Origin of the sequence: Caballeronia sp. EK (assembly GCF_014384845.1) — a bacterium.
GTDB lineage: Bacteria > Pseudomonadota > Gammaproteobacteria > Burkholderiales > Burkholderiaceae > Caballeronia > Caballeronia jiangsuensis.
The window spans coordinates 78,254-95,725 of sequence record NZ_JACSUE010000009.1; the positions used below are offsets into that span (position 1 = coordinate 78,254).

A 17,472-nucleotide genomic window follows, 5' to 3' on the forward strand; every position below is an offset into this window, starting at 1 on the left:
CTTCTCCTATGGTCTGTTAAATATTCGCAATCTATTTTTAAAGTGATTTTTCAAGAAAATACAAGAGTAGTAATTATTTGCTTGCCGTCATTGATTTAGGTATTTGTAAGCGAATTTGTTCGTCGTATTTAACTAAACACAAATTCGGACGAAACATGCCTATGTCGATTGGCCTCGGATTAATCCCCCGAGCAAGGCCGACCCAAGCAAACTCACCAAGACCAACAACCTGAACGGGGGCCCCTTGAAGCTTCGAATCGTATTGGCTGACGATCATCCTTTCGTACTCCTAGGGATGAAAGGGCTCTTTGCCGCAGACCACGGAATGGAGGTCGTCGGCGAGGCGAATAATGCGAGCACTTTGCTGGCCGAGCTCGCCGTCACGCCATGCGACGTTTTGGTCACAGACTTCGCCATGCCCGAGCCGGGAGTCGATGCAAATGACGGCCTTCGTCTCATCCGCAAGGTGCGTCAGGAGTTCGCGGACATTAGCATCGTCGTGCTCACCAGCGTAAGCAACGTCGCGATCCTGCGCTCCATTCTGAACGCTGGCGCCATGAGTCTCGTCAGCAAGGCCGAGCCGATCGAACTCGTGGGGACGGCCGTGCGGCATGCGAGCGTCGGACGGCGCTTCGTCAGCGCGTCGTTTGTCGCCGCGCTCGCGGAGGCGGGAACGGAGACCGACTTTTCCGATGAGGAACCGCGGCTTTCTCCGCGAGAGATCGAAGTCGTTCGCTTGTTTGCCAAAGGTCATTCAATTACGGAGATCGCGAAAGAACTCGAGCGCGATGTCCGCACCGTTAGTCGTCAGAAACGCGATGCGATGAATAAGCTCGGTGTAAGAAATGACCCCGGATTGTTCGCCTTTGTTCGCGCACGCGGACTGGGATGATTATTTCGATTTGCTTTTTTCATTTCGGATGCCTCTTATGTATCTAAATGCTTCGATATCCGATGCTTCCGTTTCATTTTTGGATTCTGAGTCGAATCCGCAATACGAGAAGAGGTTTGAGTCAATGGAGTTCGGGAACGGGAGCCAAGTGTTCTCGCACGCTAAACGGATAAGACTGGCGATAGCGGATGATCATCCCCTCGTCATCCTTGCAATCGAGCGATTTGCCGGGAATTTTCCCAGTGTGGAAGTGGTAAGTCGCAACGCAAATTCGACACAGCTCGAAGAGTCGCTCGCTCGCGGCGAATGTGACGTAGCGATTATCGACTTCTTCATGCCGGGCGGGCGCTATGGCGACGGCATCGAGTTGATACAGCATATTGCGAACCGGTATCCCGAGGTCCGCATTGTCGTCCTGTCTCGCAACGACGACGCCACGGTCGTCAAACGTGCACTGGAAGCGGGCGCGCATGCGTTCCTGAGCAAAGAGGACAGACTCGACCTGATTTACGTAGCCATCGTTTCGGTCATCGCCAATGAGACTTACCTCGGACCAGGAATTCGTAGAACGCTGGCGCTGGCTGACGCCGAAAGCCACGCACGTTTCATTCGGCAGAAACTAACGAGCCGCGAACTGGAAGTGATTGAACGTTATGCGCGAGGCGCGAACGTCACAGAGATCGCCAAGGACCTCGGCCGTAGCGTGAAGACGATCAGCGCACAAAAGTGCGCGGCCATGCGAAAGCTCGATTTATCGACTGACGCTGATTTGTATCGATTTATCTCGGACAGCGGATTGATCTAGGCGGATTGCGCCGCGCAGAGGGCGCGTAGTCAATCGAGGCCGGCAAGGAGACAGCGCGCAGTCGATTGACGACTGTTGCGCACCGGACCAACCTCAACAGAACGCACAAACAATGAGAACAAAAACGCTTAAAAGGGCGATTGTTGCGGACGACCATCCGGCCGTCATCAAGGGCATTCAAAGCTTCCTGGAGCGCCACGGCGCGATACGCGTGGTCGCGACGGCTCGGGACACATTGGAGCTTGCCGAAGCAGTCGATACGACCCCGTGCGACTTCGTCTTCTCTGATATCGGCATGCACGGCATCGACGGCGAAAGCAGTTCGATCGGCTTTCTCCGGCGGTTGGCGTGGCAGGAGAGTCGCCCGAAGGTCATCGTCCTCACGATGATTTCGCACACGCGAATGTTGGCGGGCCTCGTTCAACTCGGGGTGGACGGCGTGATCGACAAGCGCGACGGACTCGAATATTTGCTCGACGCGATATCGGTGGTCGAGGCGGGTGGCTGCTTCCTTTCACCCTGCGTGGAGGCGGCGGTCAGGCATATGTCGGGGACGTCGCCGGCGCGCGCGGGCGTATTGAGCCGACGCGAGTGGGAAGTGTTCCAACTCTACGCGCGCGGCCTTCTGATTCAGGAAATCGCGGATCACTTCGGGCGAAGCCGCAAGACGATTGCAACGCAAAAGCGAAGCGGCATGCGCAAGCTGGGCCTCGAAAGCGAAGAGGAACTGGTTGCATATCTGCAGAAGGTCTGCCTGATCTGAAACGTCGCGGCCACCGGTCGTGCGGAATCTCGGAGCAAATTGGGACGGTTCTGATTCGATTCTGACAGGTTGCGGGTCAGACTCAACTCATTTGGTTTGACAGGCAGGCGCGAAGCGCAGGGGCACTCATCCGCCAATAAACGGCGAATTGACTTCTTCGTGGGCTTGCCCAGCCGGCCAGGTAACTTTTTGTGGCCGGAGTCGCCGTACCGAGGGGTTCGAATTGAGATTTTTGTTCGCGCGTTGTTTGCTTCTTCTCAGCTTGATGGGCATGATCGCGCCGCTGTCCAGCCAAGCGGCCGAGCCGCCTAGTCACACCAGCACGTCGCAGCTAACCGCTGACGTCCGCCCCGAACCGAAGAGCGCGGCAGTCCCGTTCAAACTCGATGAACCGGAGCGCAGTTACTTGCGGACGCTGGAGCCGATCGTCGTCGGGTTGGTCGAAGCGTCGGGCGAGTCCGCCGATGAGTCGCTTCAGCGGCCAGAAGCGCCACTGGAAGCAGTCGAGAAAATGCTGGGCGTCACGTTCAAACCGCAGCACTTCAACGATTGGGCGAAGGCCGCGTCGGCATTTCAACGGGGCGAGATCGATATGATCGTCGCGTCGAGCACGCCGGGAAAGCTGAACTATGCGATGCACTCCGAGTTACAGCCGCTCGACCTGCTGATCAGGCGAGCGTTGGCGCAATCCTCGGCGACGCAATCGGCCACCGTGCAAGCGGCTGAACCAGCCGTCTGGAGCATCACGGCATTGCGTCTGATGCCAGCGCTCATCGGCATTGCCGCAGTGTTGTTCGTCACGCTGCGCGCCTTTATTCGACTGCAACAGGAGATGAACCGGCGCGTGGAAACGGAGCAGCGTCTCGGTACGCAACTCAGTTTCCAGCAAACGATGATGGAGGTGGTTCCGTATCCGCTCGTCGCGAAGGACATGCAAAACCGCTACATCACGGTGAATCGTGCCTTTGAGGAGGCGCTCGGGGTGCGGCGCGAAGACGTCATCGGGCGCACGAGTCTCGAAGTGACGGCGTGGGGCGACGCACATAGCCGCGTGCTACACGAACTGACCAGTATGACGCTGGCCTCCGGCCAACGACATGAAGTCGAAGCGGAATTCTCCGACAACCAAGACCACCCGCGCTGCGGCCTTTTCTGGACCGGCGCGTTCACGGAGTTGAACGGAGAGCGAGCGGGTGTCGTCGGCACGATGATCGACATCACCGATATCCGCGATGCCGAAACTCGCGCGCGGCAAACCGAGCGCCGACTTCACGACGTGACGCGGTCGCTGCCAGCCGTCGTGTTCCAGTTGCGCCGCGCGAGCGATGGCACGTACAGCCTTCCCTATATTGACGGCGATACCCGGCAGTTGCTCGCTTTGGACGTCCTCGCTCTGGCCGATGATCCGATTCACGCATTGACGCGCATTCACGCCGAGGACAGCGCACGTCTGCTCGAAGAAATCGAAACGTCGGCGCGCACGCTCGAGCCGCTGCATACCGAGTTCCGCTCGACCGTAGAAGGGATTACGCGCTGGATTCGCGCGGACCTCGTCGCGCACCGTGAAGACGATGGCGCCGTCGTATGGAGTGGGTATTGGGCCGATGCCAGCGTCGAGCATGCCCGTGCAGACGAACTCGCTCGCGCGCGGGATATCGCCGAAGCGGCATCGCGCGCGAAGGACGACTTCCTGGCCATGATGAGTCACGAAATCCGCACGCCGATGAACGGCGTTCTGGGGCTCGTCGAAGTACTCGAGAACACATCGCTGAATTCCGATCAGTCCCAGATGCTCGGCATGATTCAGGATTCCGCGAGTGCGCTCCTGCAGATCCTGGACGACCTCCTCGACTATTCGAAGATCGAGGCCAACCGGTTGACGATCGAATCGACTCCGATCGATTTGCGCGAACTCGTGGATGGCGCCGTAGGTCTGCTCGCCGGAAGGGCACATGAAAAGGGTCTGCGCGTGCGTGTCGACGTGGCGCCGGAAGTAGCAGCGACAGTCAGAGGCGATAGCGTGCGCCTGAGGCAGGTTCTCTTCAACCTGATGAGCAACGCGATCAAGTTCACGATCAGAGGCGATGTCGCCCTCCACGTGCGCGCGGTCGAGCAACGCGCGTCGGAACAGGTCATCGAACTGTGTGTAAAGGACACCGGCATCGGGATTGCCGCGGAGGCTCAGCAAAGCCTGTTCGAGCCATTCGTGCAAGCGGAGGCTTCCACGACGCGCCGTTTCGGCGGTACCGGGCTCGGACTGACTATCTGCAATCGTCTAGTCGCGTTGATGGGCGGCACGATGAGTCTCGAAAGCGCGGTCGGCGTCGGGACTGCGATGACCGTTCGCCTCACGATGCCGGTCGAAACCTTGCGGTATCAGATCGACGGATTGCGGGGCAAGCGCGGCATCGTCGCGATCGAAGACGACCACGTGGCGGCTGCGCTCATGCATTACGGCGAGGCGCTCGGTCTGGAGTTTCAGCGTTACACGCCCGATGAACTCGCGCGATCGGAGCCTGAGTCGCTCAAATACATCGAGATCGTCTTTCTGAGCGATACGCGCACGCTCGCGTCTCCGCTCGGATCGCGCGTGATTCACGTCACCGAAAAACCAAAGCCGACCGGATACCGAATCCTCGAAGACGACATCCGCGTAAGCGTCAATCCGATATCGTGGCATGGGCTCGGCGCGGCTTGCGTTGCCGCATTGACCGGCATGCCGCAGATCGCATCGGGACTCACGCTCTGCCACGAAGCGAAGATGGCGGCGCCGGACCGGGAAGACGCGCTGCGCAGCGGCAAACTCGTGCTCGTGGCCGAAGATCATCCGGTGAACCAGGAACTGATCCGCAATCAGCTTTCGCTACTCGGATTTGCCTGCGACGTCGTGCACGATGGCGCTGAGGCGCTCGCTGCGTTGGCGGACACGCGCTATGGTTTCCTGATCACGGACTGCCACATGCCGAACATGACGGGCTACGAACTCGCGCGTCGCATCCGGGCCGATGAAGTTGGCACGGCGCGCCGCCTGCCGATTCTCGGCATCACGGCGAGCACCGCGCCCGACGAGTTGCAGAAGTGCCGCGATGCGGGCATGGATGACCGTCTCGTGAAGCCGACCCGGCTCGCTACTTTGCGCGAGCATCTGAACCGCTGGTGGGTGAACGCTAGCGCCGCGCCTGACTCTCGCACGCAATCACCGCAAGTTGCCATCGTGCGGCCGCGCGATGATGACGAACTTGATCTGAGCGCGATGGCTCAACTCTGGGGTAGTGAAACGACAGTGAAGGCGTTGCTGGACGCGTTCGTATCGTCGTTCCGCGAAGATCTCGTGGCGCTTCGGTCGTTGCTGGATCGTGGCACGGTGGATAATCTGCGGGATTGGCATCATCGCGTCTTCGGTGCGGCCAGTGTTCTGCAGTATCGGCCGCTGCTTGCCGCACTGGAGGAATTTCGTCGCGATCTGCACGTGAAGACCCGCGACGCGCGCCGTCGCGAAGGATTTGCGCTGATCGCACGATGCGAAGAACTCGTCGAGCGTATCCACGCGCAAGGCGCCGCGATTCTTTGATCGGGCCACGCCGCGTGGCGCCGCCGTCTTCCTATTTCGGAAATGCTCCGGAATCCGCCTCGACTGGTTCGCGGTCGCGGAAGTAGGCCAGCGCGAAATCCACAAATGAGCGCGTCTTCGCAGGCACATGTCGGCGTCCCGGGTAGACGATCGATACTTCCTTGTCTGCGTCCTTGAGCGTGTAGCCCGGCAGCAGGCGCACGAGTGATCCGGTTTCGACGTCCTGCGTTACATAGCTCTCCGGCAGTACCGCAATGCCCATTCCGGAAAGCGCCGCTTGCCGCAACATGTGCGAGCTGTTCACGGCGTATGCCGGATCGAGCGCGACGCTTTCCTCCACACCCGATGGTCCGACAAAAGACCACGTCGATCCGTGTATGTCCGCGGACGGCGCAAGAAACTCGTGCGATGCCAGCAATGCCGGCCGGACAGGCGTGCCGCGCCGCGAAAGATACGCCGGCGATGCAACGAGCACTGACGCCACTTTGACCAACGGGCGGTTGATCAGCATGCCGCTGTTGACGAGATGCGGCACGACGATGCCGACGTCGAAGCCTTCCGCAACGAGATCGACCGGACGATGCAGCAGCGTCAGACGCAGCTTCACGTTCGAGTAGCGCTCCATGAATTCTCGCAGCATCGGCGTGAGTCCAAGCAACGAAAAAGACGCCGATGCCACCAGCTTGAGCGTGCCTGTGGGATCCACGGAACTGGTCCCCACCGATGCCTCTATCGCCTCGATTTGCTCGAATACCGCGCGGCAGCCTTCTGCATACGCGCGACCGGCTTCTGTCAACGAGACGCTGCGCGTCGTCCTGTTCAGCAAGCGCGTGTTGAGATGCACTTCGAGCAGCGACACGTAGCGCGTTATCACGGCGTTGGAGAGATCGAGCGCGGCGGCGGCGCGGCCGAACGACTCGGTTTCCGATACCTTCAGAAAGACGCGCATCGCTTGAAGTTGATTCATTGAGAGAGCGATGTGAGAAGCGCCTTTCGACGCTTCGAGTATGTGAATCGATGCAAGCGGCTGGATCGCAGCCTCGCGTGCGCGATCTTAGAGCGCGGTGACACGCCTGAAAATCGGAAGGTTCTGATCCGGACCCACTGTCTCAATGCAGCCACTGTCGCATCTATGCAACTCAGCGGTCTCAAGGCGCTGGCGGTACGCGAGTGATGTGATCTGTAAGTCCTCGTGGCCTAAGTGTTTATCCATATTGAAATTGCACTTTTCGAATTATTCAAAAAGGCTTTTGTGTTTCGTTCGGCGGTTTCTCAAAAAGACCGGGCAATAAACTTTGTCGTGCCGAATATCGGTGCTGAGCTAAACGAGCGAAGAGGCAAATTAAGCTCGACAGGCGTTCGGCCTGAAGCAACCCATCGAGTCCTACGACTCAGCAAAGGAATACGCATGAAAAAGAATTTGATCGTCACGGCCATCGCAGCTTTGGCCGCATCGTTTGCGGGCGCTGCCAACGCGCAGAGCAGCGTCACGCTGTATGGTTTGATCGACGCAGGCTTCACGTACGTGAACAACGTTCAGGCTCCGGAAGGTGCTGATCACTTCAAGAACAACTCGTTCAGCATGACGGGCAACAATGTTCAGATGAGCCGTTGGGGTCTGCGCGGTGCGGAAGACCTGGGCGGCGGCATGAAGGCGATCTTCACGTTGGAGAATGGCTTCGACGTGGCAAGCGGTTCGAGCATCGGCAGTGGCTTTAGCCGTCAGGCATTCGTCGGTCTGTCGACGAATGCAGGTACGGTGACGCTGGGTCATCAGACCGACTCCGTGGTCGACTACCTCGGCCCGCTGAGCGCGACCGGCACTTGGGGCGGCACGTACTTCGCACATCCGGGCAATCTGGATAACCTGAACGGCGATGCGTTCCGTGAAAACAACTCGATCAAGTTCCAAAGCGCGAACTACGCTGGCTTCTCGTTCAGCGGTCTGTACGGCTTCTCGAATGCCGCAGGCAGCTTCGCGGCAAACCGCGCGTACAGCATCGGTGCAGGCTACGCAAACGGCGGCCTGAAGCTCGGCGCAGCATACATGCAAGCGAACGGCATGAACACGAACGCAGGCCCGACCGCGGGTGCGATCGTTGGTGGCCCGACGACTGTGCCGAACCAAGACCTCATCTTCGCCGATCGTCAGCGCACGTTCGGTGCAGGCGGCAGCTATTCCGTCGGCGCTATGACGTTCGGTGCGATTTGGACGCAGATCCGCCAGAATGACAATGTGCCGGGCACTGGTTCGAACATCGTCAACAACTACGAAGTGAACGGTCGTTATGCTCTGACGCCGGCGCTCTCGCTTGGCGCCGCCTACACGTTCACGAACGCCAAGTTCGCGCAAGAGGAAGGCGACTCGACCCGTGTTCGCTTCCACCAGTTCGGCGTGCAGACGGACTACGCTCTGTCCAAGCGCACGGACATCTATGCTGAAGGCTTGGTGCAAATCGCCAGCGGCTTGCCGGAAGGTGTAACGCCGAACGCAGGCATCAGCGGCGTCGCCTTGTCGTCGAGCAGCCGTCAGGTTGTCGTGTCGACGGGTATCCGTCACCGCTTCTAAAGCCATCGGAGCAGTACCGAGCTTTAGCTAGTCAGAAAAGGGCGCCGCGAGGCGCCCTTTTCGCATGTGTATCTCTCGCAACCCAAAGCGAAATGCACCCCGCATCCGGATGCTCTACCATGGCGATGCGGTCATCGCACTGAAAGACGCGCTGTCCGCCAAACCAGGAGAGGAACAATGACCTCGACATGCAGACCACATGTACGCTGGATGACCGTTCTGATGCTCGCCATGCTCGCCACCGGTGCCGCGCGAGCCGACACCGTCGCCCTGAAAGCCAATCTCCAGCCTTCGAGCGAAGTCCCGCCGCGCGTAAGCAAAGGCCACGGCACCGTGGACGCGACCTTCGACACCGACACCAAAGTCTTCACCTGGACCGCAACTTACGCCGAGTTATCGGGTCCCGTGACGATGGCTCATTTCCACGGCCCCGCGCCGGTCGGCCAGAACGCGAAAGTGCAGGTGCCTATCGACAAGAAGGCGCTCGCGAGCCCCATGAAAGGACAGACGACGCTATCGGAACAACAAGTCAGCGATCTGATGACAGGGCAGTGGTACTTCAACATCCACACGCAGGAAAATCCGACCGGCGAGATCCGTGGTCAGGTAATGCCGGCGAATTGACGCGCGCAGGCGAGATCGACCGACGATGAGCTGGCAAAGCGCCCTCGCTTGCTGGGCAGTACGTAGGCGCATGCGCCCGCACAGCGCGAAGCCCGAACTCGATGTCGAATTGGCGCGAAGTTACGCGTCCCGTCGAATCTGGTCGCCGCGCGTGCCGAAAGGCTGGCGGCTCGATATCCGCGAGACGAGCACCAATGGCGCATCGCGCGGCGAATGGCTCATACCGCCGACGAATCCACGCTCAACCATCCTCTATCTGCATGGCGGCGGCTATTATTTCTGCTCGCCGCGCAGTCATCGCGCGATCACGTTCGGATTGGCCACGCGGTCAAATGCGAGTGTCTTCTCGCTCGATTACCGTCTAGCGCCCGAAGATCGCTTTCCCGCTGCGCTCGACGATAGCGTTGCCGCATACCGTCGATTGCTTGGAGACGGCGTTCCCGCGCAATCAATTGCGATTGCGGGGGACTCTGCCGGCGGCGGGCTCGCGCTTGCGACGCTTCTCGCGCTACGCGACGCGGGCGATCCGCTTCCCGCGGCCGCAGTCCTATTTTCTCCGTGGACCGATCTGACCTGTAGCGGCGAGTCGATGCGAACCAACGACGGCCGCGATCCGATGTATCACGCGTCGGTATTTCCTCGGGTGGCCGCGCAGTATCTCGGTTCAGCCGATGCGCGAAATCCCTACGCATCGCCGGTATTCGGCGAGTTCGAAGGCTTGTCGCCTCTGTTGATTCAGGTCGGCGACACCGAACTCTTGCTGGATGATTCGACTCGCATCGCGACGAAAGCGCGCGCGGCTGGCGTGCACGTCGAACTGGATATCTGGCGCAACGTTCCGCATATCTTCCAGATCTGGGCGCCGTTCATGCCCGAAGCACGCGATGCGCTCGCGCGCGCCGCCGCGTTCATCGACGGCGCAATCTCGGCGCCCCGGACTCATCTTCCGCCCATGACCTCGATCGTCTGATAGGCCCGCTCGACGGCCGATGCGCCATAGCGCCGCTCCAGCCTGCGCACGGTGAAATGTCCATGCGCCATCTGCTGAAAGTGGTCGATGAACACCGTGTTGACCATCGCGCCGAGCACCGCGCCGATCGCCGGAATGGACTTCGCGGCCACTTGCTCGCTGACCTGCACCGAGAACCTCGACGCGATCGTCTGCAAGAACTTGAGCAGCGCCGTCGATCCATGACTGCCGAGTCCCTTCGCGGCGATTTCGTTGGTCGCGCGGGAAACGGACTGCGCGAGCGCGCCGCGCACGATGAAATAGCCGATATCGGCGTTGTCGTCGCTGGCTTTGGCGCCGCCCATGCCGAGCACCATCATGCATTGCAATTGAGTCTCCACGCGATGCACGTCCTCGCCCTCGCTACGCGCAATATCGCAGATCGAGCGGAACATCAGCGTGGTCGTGACCGGCAATTCGACCGGCAATGCGAACAGCCCGAACGCGCCGCCCGCCGCGCCGGTCGTCGCGACGGCCAGCTTGTGCATCAGGTTGTGCGGCTTGTCGGGCGGCGGCGCGAGCAGAGAATCGGACGGCGCGCTCTTGCCTATCGTGCGCAACGCGAGCTGGAGGCACTTTTTCAGCGCGAGTTGCGTCGCTTCATCGACTTTGTCCTGCGCGGCGGCCGGCATGCGTCCCATCAGCTTTTCGATGGGCGCGCCGACGACGCTCGCCAGCTTCATCGTCAGCGACGGGCTTTCCAAGGCTTCCTTCGCGCGGGTCAGGGCCGCGAAATCTTCGGTCGTGAGCGGCGAGGTAATGATCGGCGTCGGTTCCATGCGATGTCTTCTGTCCGGTAAATGGTGAATTGCCACGAAAATTAGAGTGCCTCACCGTGCTATGATTCCATTTCCGTTGACTAGTCAATTATTGCGCTTACAAAAATGGCCGTTCACACAGCCGCGCATCATTCCAGCGGACAGGTTCTGCCTTTCCGCGAATCCCTCATGGCGATGCTGGGCGTCTCGTTCGTCACGATGCTCGTCGCCCTCGATCAAACGGTGGTCGGCACCGCGTTGCCGACGATCGTCGCCGAGCTTAAAGGCTTCGATCTCTACGCGTGGGTCGCCACGTCGTATCTCCTGACTTCCGTCATCACCGTGCCGATTTTCGGCCGGCTCGGCGATTACTACGGCCGCAAGCCCTTCGTGATCGCGTCGATCGTCGTGTTCACCGTCGCGTCCGTGCTCTGCGGCCTCGCCAACAGCATGATGTTCCTCGTGCTCGCGCGCGGGTTGCAGGGCATCGGCGGCGGGATGCTCGTCGGCACTGCTTTCGCGTGCATCGCCGATCTCTTTCCCGACAACGTCGTGCGCCTGCGCTGGCAAGTGCTGATGAGCTCGGCGTTCGGCATCGCCAACGCGGTCGGGCCGACGCTCGGCGGTTTTCTCACGCAATACTACGGCTGGCGCTCGGTGTTTTACGTGAACCTGCCGGTGGGCGTGGTCTCGCTCTTTTTCGTGTGGCGCTTTCTGCCGCATCTGCGCCACGTTGCGCATGAAGGCAAGATGCGCCTCGACTGGCCCGGCGCCGTGCTCATCGCGGTGGCGCTCGGCGCATTGCAATTGTTCGTCGAAATGCTGCCGAAGCATGGCGTAAGTGCCGAGAGCGTCGCGCTGCTCGCGATGAGCGTCGCTGCCGGCATCGCGCTATGGAAGTGGGAAATGCGCTGCGACTACGCGATTCTGCCCGTCGACATGTTCCGCAACAAGGCGCTCGCCGCGCTCTTCACGCTCGCGATTCTCGGCGGTTTCACGATGTTCTCGCTGCTGTTCTATGCGCCGTTGCTGTTCCAGGGCGGCTTCGGCATGTCGCCGAAGGACGCGGGCATCGTGATCACGCCGCTTGTCGTGTTCATCACGATCGGCAGTATCGTGAACGGGCGCATCGTCACGCGTCTGAAGAACGCCAATCTGATGCTGTATGTCGGCTTCGCGTTGCTCGCCGTGTCGTGTCTGGGTATCGTCGTCGCCACACACAACATGCCGCGCTCGATGTTGCTCGCGATCATGGTGCTCGGCGGCCTGGGCCTCGGCTTCGTGATGCCGAATCTCACCGTGTTCGCGCAGCAGACGGCAGGGCGCGCGCATCTCGGAATCGCGACCGCGTTGCTGCAATCGCTGCGCATGATCGGCGGGATGATCGGCACCGCGCTCACGGGTACGCTCGTGAGTCATCTGTACGCGAGCGGCGTGAATCTCGCGCTCGAACGAGATCACGCGCTGCGCTGGGCCGGCGATCTCTCCGATCCGCAGATTCTCATCAACCGCGAAGGACAGCAGGCGCTGCTTTCGCAACTGACCGCTGCTGGCCACAACGGCGCGATGTTGCTCGAAGCCGCGCGCGAGGCGCTCGTCGCGGCTATTCACATCGGCCTGGCGCTGGCGGCGCTGGTCGCGGTGGTGTCGCTGTGGCAGTCGCGCCGCGTGCCGCCGGTGCGCCTGAAAGGGCCGCAGGAACCCGTCATCCTCGCCGAATGACTACGGAAATCGAAAGCATGAATGAACAGGACCGTATCGCCGTGGTGCAGCAGTTCGGGCGCACGTATCGCGCGTTCATGTCGGCGTTCGAAGCGGCCGTCGGCCAGCCGATGCCGCGCTGGCGCATTCTGCTCGCGTTGCACGAGCACGCGGGCGTGCTGTCGCAGAAGCGACTCGTCGAACGTCTGAAGGTGGACCCGGGCGCGCTGACGCGGCAACTGAAGACGCTGGAAGGACTCGGCTGGATCGTGCGCAGCGTCGATGCACGCGACAACCGCGTATCGAATGTCACGCTGACGGCGCAAGGGCGCGCGATGGCCGAAGAGAGCCTGCCGCGTCGCAACGCGTTTCTGCACGACACGATGGCCTCGCTGCCCGATGAGGCGATCGAAGCATTGTCGAGCGCGCTTCACATGTTCGAGCGACGCATTCAGGAAGTCGCGGCCGCGAATGCGTCACAAGCGGCCGCCGTCGAAGAAAAAGCTTAAAAGAACGTTTCGATCACTTCGGTGACGCGATACTTCGGATCGACGACGAGAACCTGACGCCACTTGTCGAAGGTCAGGCACGGGTGCGAGATGTCGAACGCGATCATGTCGCCGACCTTCACGTCGTCGCCCGGCTTGATCCGCAGGTACGCGTGCTGGTCCATCAGACCGAAAATCTCCCAGCCTTCGTCGGGCGAAACGTCGCGCGGCGCTTCATTGCCCGGACGATAATGCTTCGCCGGCTCGGGCATGCCTGCATCGAACGCGGAGTCGCGCTTGCCGAGCCCGATGATCGCGCGATCCGGCTCCGGAATCGACTGCACGTACGCCCACAACTGCAGCGCCGGCTTCAAACCTTGCCCCATCTTTTTCGCGATCGGATTGCGCGCGAAGATTTCGTTCTGCGCCTTCTTGTAGATGCCGACGTCATGCGTCAGATAGCAGCCCGGACGCAGCACGACTTCGATCGCGTCGCTATTGGCCTTCGCGAATTCGTCGGCGACGACGTCATACCACGCCGATCCCGCGCCCGAGAGAATCGCGGGCTTGCGCGCGATCTTGCCTTCCGCGATCAGCTTGCGCGTCGTATCGACGGCGCTTTGCAGGAACTCGCGAACTTTCGTTTCGTCCTGCAGCACGCCTTCATACAATTCGATGCCCGCGAGCTCGATCGTGCCCTGCCAGCGCGTGATCGCGGCGAGCACCGCATCGCGCTGCGCGTCGTCGCGCACGCCGGTGCGTCCGCCCGGCACGCCGAGCTCGATCAGCACGTTCAGCTTCTTGCGCACGGAGCTGAAAAATTCGCCGAGCTGGTCGACGCCATCGGCTGAATCGACCAGACAGAAAAACTCGAAATTCGGATCGGTGAGCAACTCGGCGATCATGCCCATGTTGCGTTTGCCGACGAGCTGATTCGCCATCAGGATGCGATGCACGCCGCCGCGATACGCCGCGCGCACCTGATGCGCGGTCGCGAGCGTGATACCCCACGCGCCGGCGTCGAGCTGACGGCGAAAGAGCTGCGGTGCCATCGTCGTCTTGCCGTGCGGCGCGAGCTTCACGCCGTACTCGCCGACGAACGCCTGCATCCATTTCAGGTTGTGCTCGATGCGATCGGAATAGAGCACGGCGGCGGGCAGACTCACGTCCTCTTCGAGCAGACTCCATTGCAGGCGCGACGCGTCGTTCAACTGGATGCTCGTGCCCGGCACCATGCCGAGACCCTTGCCGAACGGGTCGATCGTCGCGTTCTGATAGTTTGTAACTTTCATGTGCTACTACTCCATCGTCCGTTTAAATAAGCCCTGTGCACGACTCGATGCGCATCAGAGTTGACGGTGCTATGTTAACCAAAGTAGCATCCGCGATGGAAATGTTATTTAGTAACACGGCCATCACGTAAACCCGCAATCCGATATGAACGGCCACGCCGACATGCTCAGTTTCGACATCGTCGCACGCATCGCGGAGCGCGCGCCCGAGTTGCGCAGCGCCGAGCGCAAGGTCGCCGCGCTGATTCTCGACGACCTGACGGGCGCATCGCGCGCGAGCATCGGCGCGCTGGCCGACAAGGCGGAAGTGAGCATCGCCACCGTGACGCGTTTCGCGAAGGCGGTCGGCTGCGTGGACGTGCGCGAACTGAAGCTGCGGCTCGCGCAGGCGGCCGCGGTAGGTCAGCGCTTCCTGAAGCGCGAGCCGGATGCCGTGCCCGATTCGCTCGCCGCGCGCATCTTCGAGGAAGTGCAGGCGACGCTGGCGCAGAATCAGGGCGCGCTTGCGGCGTCGCCGATCGCCGAAGCCGCGGACGCGCTCGCCGCGGCATCGATGATCTATGTGTTCGGCATGGGCGGCGGTTCGACCGCGCTCGCCGACGAGATGCGCTTTCGTCTCGTGCGGCTCGGCCGGCCGGTCGCGTCGTATCAGGATGGGCTGTTGCAGCGGATGGTCGCGTCGACGTTATCGAAGGAACATGTCGTGGTGGCGCTATCAGTGACGGGGCAGACGCCGGAGATGGTCGAAAGCTGTCAGCTCGCGAAGCAGTACGGCGCGCGCGTGATCGCGCTCACCGCGCCCGCGTCGCCGCTGGGCGCGCTCGCGGACTGGCTGATTCCGGTGATCGCGATCGAATCCGATTTCATTTACAAACCGTCGTCGTCCCGCTACGCGATGATGATGGCGCTCGATTTGCTCGTCACCGAACTGGCGGTCAAGCAGGCCGACCACAGCCGCGAACTGTTGCGCCGCATGAAACACGCGCTCGATTCGCATCGCGGCGGCGGCGAGCGTCAACCCTTGGGAGACTGATCATGGAATCGTTGAAAGCCGACACACTGATCGTCGGCGCGCGCCTGATCGACGGCACGGGCGCGCCCGCCGTCGAACGCGATGTTGCCGTGCGCGACGGGCGCATCGTCGCGATCGTTGCGCCGGGCGGCCTGTCCGGCTGGAGCGCCGACGAAACCTTCGACGCCGAGGGCAAAGTGCTCGCGCCCGGTTTCATCGACGTCCACACGCACGACGACACGCACGTGATCCGCTCGCCGCAGATGATGCCGAAGATCACGCAGGGCGTGACGACGGTGATTGTCGGCAATTGCGGGATCAGCGCGTCGCCGGTGACGCTGAAGGGCGATCCGCCCGATCCGATGAACCTGCTCGGCGACGCCGCCGCGTTCAAGTATCCGACCTTCGCCGCGTATGTCGATGCGGTCAACGAAGCGCGTCCGGCGGTGAATGTCGGCGCTTTGATCGGGCATACGGCGCTGCGCAACAATCATATGGACCGGCTGGATCGCGCGGCGAGCGGCGATGAAGTCGCGGGTATGCGCGCGCAGCTCGAAGAAGCGCTGGATAACGGCGCGCTCGGCTTGTCGAGCGGGCTCGCGTACGGATCGGCGTTCAGCGCGCCGCCGGAGGAAGTGCAGGCGCTGGCCGAGCCGCTGGCCAAAGCGGGCGCGCTCTACACGACGCACATGCGCACCGAATTCGACGCGATTCTCGACGCGATGGACGAGGCGTATCGCGTCGGCCGTCATGCGCGCGTGCCGGTGGTGATTTCGCATCTGAAGTGCGCGGGGCCGTCGAACTGGGGGCGCAGCACGGAAGTGCTGAAGTCGATCGAGACGACGCGCGATGGCCAGCCGGTCGGCTGCGATTGTTATCCGTACAACCGGAGTTCGTCGACGCTCGATCTGAAGCAGGTGACCGGCGACATCGACATCACGATCACATGGTCGACGCCGCATCCGGAAATGGCGGGCAAGCTGATCCGCGAAGTCGCCGACGAATGGAAAGTCAGTCAGCAGGAAGCGGCGAAGCGCCTGCAGCCGGCGGGCGCGGTGTATCACAACATGTCGGAAGACGACGTGCGGCGCATCCTCTCGCATCCCGCGACGATGATCGGCTCCGACGGCCTGCCGAACGATCCGCTGCCGCATCCGCGTTTGTGGGGCGCGTTTCCGCGCGTGCTTGGCCATTACGCGCGCGATACGGCGTTGATGCCGCTCGAAGAAGCCGTGCGCAAGATGACGAGTCTGACGGCGCGGCGTTTCAGTCTGGCCGAGCGCGGCGAGGTGAAGGTCGGATATCACGCGGATCTGGTCGTGTTCGATCCGGAGCGTGTGCGCGATGCCGCGACGTTCGCGAAGCCGCAGCAGGCGGCGGACGGCATCGACGCGGTTTGGGTGAATGGCGTTTTGACGTATCGCGAGCAAGCCGTGACCGGCGCGCGCGCGGGACGTTTCGTGGCGCGCGGGGCGGCATCGAAGCTCGATGCGCAGGGCGCGTTTTGAATTCTTGGGTTATTGAAAAAGGAGCAGGACGATGAAGCGTTATGGCGTGGAAGGTGGCAAGGGACAAGGCGGCGCGCATATGCCGTTCGCACGCGCGGTTCAGGCGGATGGCTGGCTGTTCGTGTCGGGCCAGACGCCGATGGAAAACGGCGAGGTGATCAACGGCGGCATCGTCGAGCAATCGCATAAGGCGATTCAGAACGTGATCGCGATTCTGAAGGAAGCGGGTTACGGCACGGAAGATGTCGTGCGCTGCGGCGTGTGGCTGGACGATCCGCGCGATTTCGCGTCGTTCAACAAGGTGTTCAAGGAGTACTTCGGCGCGAATCCGCCGGCGCGGGCTTGTGTGGTGGCGTCGATGGTGATCGACTGCAAGGTCGAGGTGGATTGCGTGGCTTATAAGAAGCCCTGAACTGCTGAGCGCGTGTTCCGGCTTTTCGAAGGCGGAACACGCGTGCACTGCCCCTATGATTCGACGTT

The 17,472-nt window shown here is 61.4% G+C and carries 16 protein-coding genes; 12 read left to right on the forward strand and 4 right to left on the reverse strand.

The annotated features are described in order from the left end of the window. Nucleotides 1–73 precede the first annotated feature (73 nt). Nucleotides 74–277 carry a hypothetical protein gene (locus IAG25_RS41210; protein ID WP_222946670.1) on the reverse strand — a complete coding sequence of 68 codons (204 nt, stop codon included), beginning with the start codon at nt 275–277 and terminating at the stop codon, nt 74–76. Nucleotides 278–295: 18 nt separating this feature from the next. On the opposite strand from IAG25_RS41210, the gene IAG25_RS26295 reads away from it, so the two are divergent. The 4 genes from IAG25_RS26295 to IAG25_RS26310 all read left to right on the forward strand — a co-directional run bounded on the left by IAG25_RS26295 (nt 296) and on the right by IAG25_RS26310 (nt 6,031). Continuing rightward, entirely contained in the window at nt 296–892 is a 597-nt protein-coding gene (locus IAG25_RS26295) for a response regulator transcription factor (protein WP_222946659.1), read from the forward strand. After that, nucleotides 846–1,697, forward strand: coding sequence for a response regulator transcription factor (locus IAG25_RS26300; protein WP_255503943.1), 852 nt, complete (start codon nt 846–848; stop codon nt 1,695–1,697). The genes IAG25_RS26295 and IAG25_RS26300 overlap by 47 nt, the downstream gene beginning before the upstream one ends. Before the next feature lie 112 nt (nt 1,698–1,809). Next, the gene (locus IAG25_RS26305; protein WP_187607449.1) at nt 1,810–2,460 is read left to right on the forward strand and encodes a response regulator transcription factor; all 651 of its coding nucleotides are present in this window, start codon (nt 1,810–1,812) and stop codon (nt 2,458–2,460) included. A 406-nt stretch (nt 2,461–2,866) separates the two neighbouring features. Beyond that, nucleotides 2,867–6,031, forward strand: coding sequence for an ATP-binding protein (locus IAG25_RS26310; RefSeq protein WP_187607450.1), 3,165 nt, complete (start codon nt 2,867–2,869; stop codon nt 6,029–6,031). A gap of 31 nt (nt 6,032–6,062) precedes the next feature. Here IAG25_RS26310 and IAG25_RS26315 read toward each other — a convergent pair whose 3' ends face one another. Next, nucleotides 6,063–6,998: a LysR family transcriptional regulator gene (locus IAG25_RS26315; RefSeq protein WP_187607451.1), complete on the reverse strand. Its 936-nt coding sequence runs from the start codon at nt 6,996–6,998 to the stop codon at nt 6,063–6,065. A gap of 441 nt (nt 6,999–7,439) precedes the next feature. On the opposite strand from IAG25_RS26315, the gene IAG25_RS26320 reads away from it, so the two are divergent. The 3 genes from IAG25_RS26320 (at nt 7,440) to IAG25_RS26330 (ending at nt 10,194) form a co-directional block, all read left to right on the forward strand. Then, nucleotides 7,440–8,600, forward strand: a complete 1,161-nt coding sequence (locus IAG25_RS26320) for a porin (protein WP_187607618.1) — start codon at nt 7,440–7,442, stop codon at nt 8,598–8,600. 210 nt (nt 8,601–8,810) lie between these two features. Then, the gene (locus tag IAG25_RS26325; protein ID WP_255503944.1) at nt 8,811–9,224 is read left to right on the forward strand and encodes a CHRD domain-containing protein; all 414 of its coding nucleotides are present in this window, start codon (nt 8,811–8,813) and stop codon (nt 9,222–9,224) included. Nucleotides 9,225–9,249: 25 nt separating this feature from the next. Further along, on the forward strand, nt 9,250–10,194 hold the full coding sequence (locus tag IAG25_RS26330) for an alpha/beta hydrolase (RefSeq protein ID WP_187607453.1): 945 nt from the start codon (nt 9,250–9,252) through the stop codon (nt 10,192–10,194). Here IAG25_RS26330 and IAG25_RS26335 read toward each other — a convergent pair. After that, on the reverse strand, nt 10,164–11,012 hold the full coding sequence (locus IAG25_RS26335) for an EcsC family protein (protein ID WP_187607454.1): 849 nt from the start codon (nt 11,010–11,012) through the stop codon (nt 10,164–10,166). The two genes, IAG25_RS26330 and IAG25_RS26335, sit on opposite strands and share 31 nt — an antisense overlap. Nucleotides 11,013–11,117: 105 nt before the next feature. On the opposite strand from IAG25_RS26335, the gene IAG25_RS26340 reads away from it, so the two are divergent. Together IAG25_RS26340 and IAG25_RS26345 are read left to right on the forward strand one after the other, a co-directional pair. After that, a complete protein-coding gene (locus IAG25_RS26340) occupies nt 11,118–12,713 on the forward strand; it encodes an MDR family MFS transporter (RefSeq protein WP_187607455.1) in 1,596 nt (531 codons plus the stop codon). A gap of 17 nt (nt 12,714–12,730) precedes the next feature. Further along, nucleotides 12,731–13,201, forward strand: coding sequence for a MarR family winged helix-turn-helix transcriptional regulator (locus IAG25_RS26345; RefSeq protein ID WP_187607456.1), 471 nt, complete (start codon nt 12,731–12,733; stop codon nt 13,199–13,201). Here the strand turns inward: IAG25_RS26345 and IAG25_RS26350 are convergent. Then, nucleotides 13,198–14,472 (reverse strand): amino acid deaminase, encoded by a 1,275-nt coding sequence (locus IAG25_RS26350; RefSeq protein ID WP_187607457.1) that lies wholly within the window; start codon nt 14,470–14,472, stop codon nt 13,198–13,200. The genes IAG25_RS26345 and IAG25_RS26350 overlap by 4 nt on opposite strands. Nucleotides 14,473–14,617: 145 nt before the next feature. On the opposite strand from IAG25_RS26350, the gene IAG25_RS26355 reads away from it, so the two are divergent. Genes IAG25_RS26355 through IAG25_RS26365 form a run of 3 tightly spaced genes read left to right on the forward strand, consistent with a single transcriptional unit; the run spans nt 14,618 to nt 17,404 of the window. Continuing rightward, nucleotides 14,618–15,505 (forward strand): MurR/RpiR family transcriptional regulator, encoded by an 888-nt coding sequence (locus IAG25_RS26355; protein ID WP_035497626.1) that lies wholly within the window; start codon nt 14,618–14,620, stop codon nt 15,503–15,505. Nucleotides 15,506–15,507: 2 nt separating this feature from the next. Continuing rightward, nucleotides 15,508–16,992, forward strand: coding sequence for an N-acyl-D-amino-acid deacylase family protein (locus tag IAG25_RS26360; RefSeq protein WP_187607458.1), 1,485 nt, complete (start codon nt 15,508–15,510; stop codon nt 16,990–16,992). Between the two features lie 31 nt (nt 16,993–17,023). Continuing rightward, nucleotides 17,024–17,404, forward strand: coding sequence for a RidA family protein (locus tag IAG25_RS26365; RefSeq protein ID WP_187607459.1), 381 nt, complete (start codon nt 17,024–17,026; stop codon nt 17,402–17,404). Nucleotides 17,405–17,472: the final 68 nt, after the last annotated feature.

What these genes read in the sequence shown, in the direction of transcription:
- IAG25_RS41210 (WP_222946670.1), bottom strand. Translation starts at nt 277, where the DNA reads ATGATCGTCAGCCAATACGATTCGAAGCTTCAAGGGGCCCCCGTTCAG.
- IAG25_RS26295 (WP_222946659.1), top strand. Translation starts at nt 296, where the DNA reads ATGAAAGGGCTCTTTGCCGCAGACCACGGAATGGAGGTCGTCGGCGAG.
- IAG25_RS26300 (WP_255503943.1), top strand. Translation starts at nt 846, where the DNA reads ATGACCCCGGATTGTTCGCCTTTGTTCGCGCACGCGGACTGGGATGAT.
- IAG25_RS26305 (WP_187607449.1), top strand. Translation starts at nt 1,810, where the DNA reads ATGAGAACAAAAACGCTTAAAAGGGCGATTGTTGCGGACGACCATCCG.
- IAG25_RS26315 (WP_187607451.1), bottom strand. Translation starts at nt 6,998, where the DNA reads ATGAATCAACTTCAAGCGATGCGCGTCTTTCTGAAGGTATCGGAAACC.
- IAG25_RS26320 (WP_187607618.1), top strand. Translation starts at nt 7,440, where the DNA reads ATGAAAAAGAATTTGATCGTCACGGCCATCGCAGCTTTGGCCGCATCG.
- IAG25_RS26325 (WP_255503944.1), top strand. Translation starts at nt 8,811, where the DNA reads ATGACCGTTCTGATGCTCGCCATGCTCGCCACCGGTGCCGCGCGAGCC.
- IAG25_RS26330 (WP_187607453.1), top strand. Translation starts at nt 9,250, where the DNA reads ATGAGCTGGCAAAGCGCCCTCGCTTGCTGGGCAGTACGTAGGCGCATG.
- IAG25_RS26335 (WP_187607454.1), bottom strand. Translation starts at nt 11,012, where the DNA reads ATGGAACCGACGCCGATCATTACCTCGCCGCTCACGACCGAAGATTTC.
- IAG25_RS26340 (WP_187607455.1), top strand. Translation starts at nt 11,118, where the DNA reads ATGGCCGTTCACACAGCCGCGCATCATTCCAGCGGACAGGTTCTGCCT.
- IAG25_RS26345 (WP_187607456.1), top strand. Translation starts at nt 12,731, where the DNA reads ATGAATGAACAGGACCGTATCGCCGTGGTGCAGCAGTTCGGGCGCACG.
- IAG25_RS26350 (WP_187607457.1), bottom strand. Translation starts at nt 14,472, where the DNA reads ATGAAAGTTACAAACTATCAGAACGCGACGATCGACCCGTTCGGCAAG.
- IAG25_RS26355 (WP_035497626.1), top strand. Translation starts at nt 14,618, where the DNA reads ATGAACGGCCACGCCGACATGCTCAGTTTCGACATCGTCGCACGCATC.
- IAG25_RS26360 (WP_187607458.1), top strand. Translation starts at nt 15,508, where the DNA reads ATGGAATCGTTGAAAGCCGACACACTGATCGTCGGCGCGCGCCTGATC.
- IAG25_RS26365 (WP_187607459.1), top strand. Translation starts at nt 17,024, where the DNA reads ATGAAGCGTTATGGCGTGGAAGGTGGCAAGGGACAAGGCGGCGCGCAT.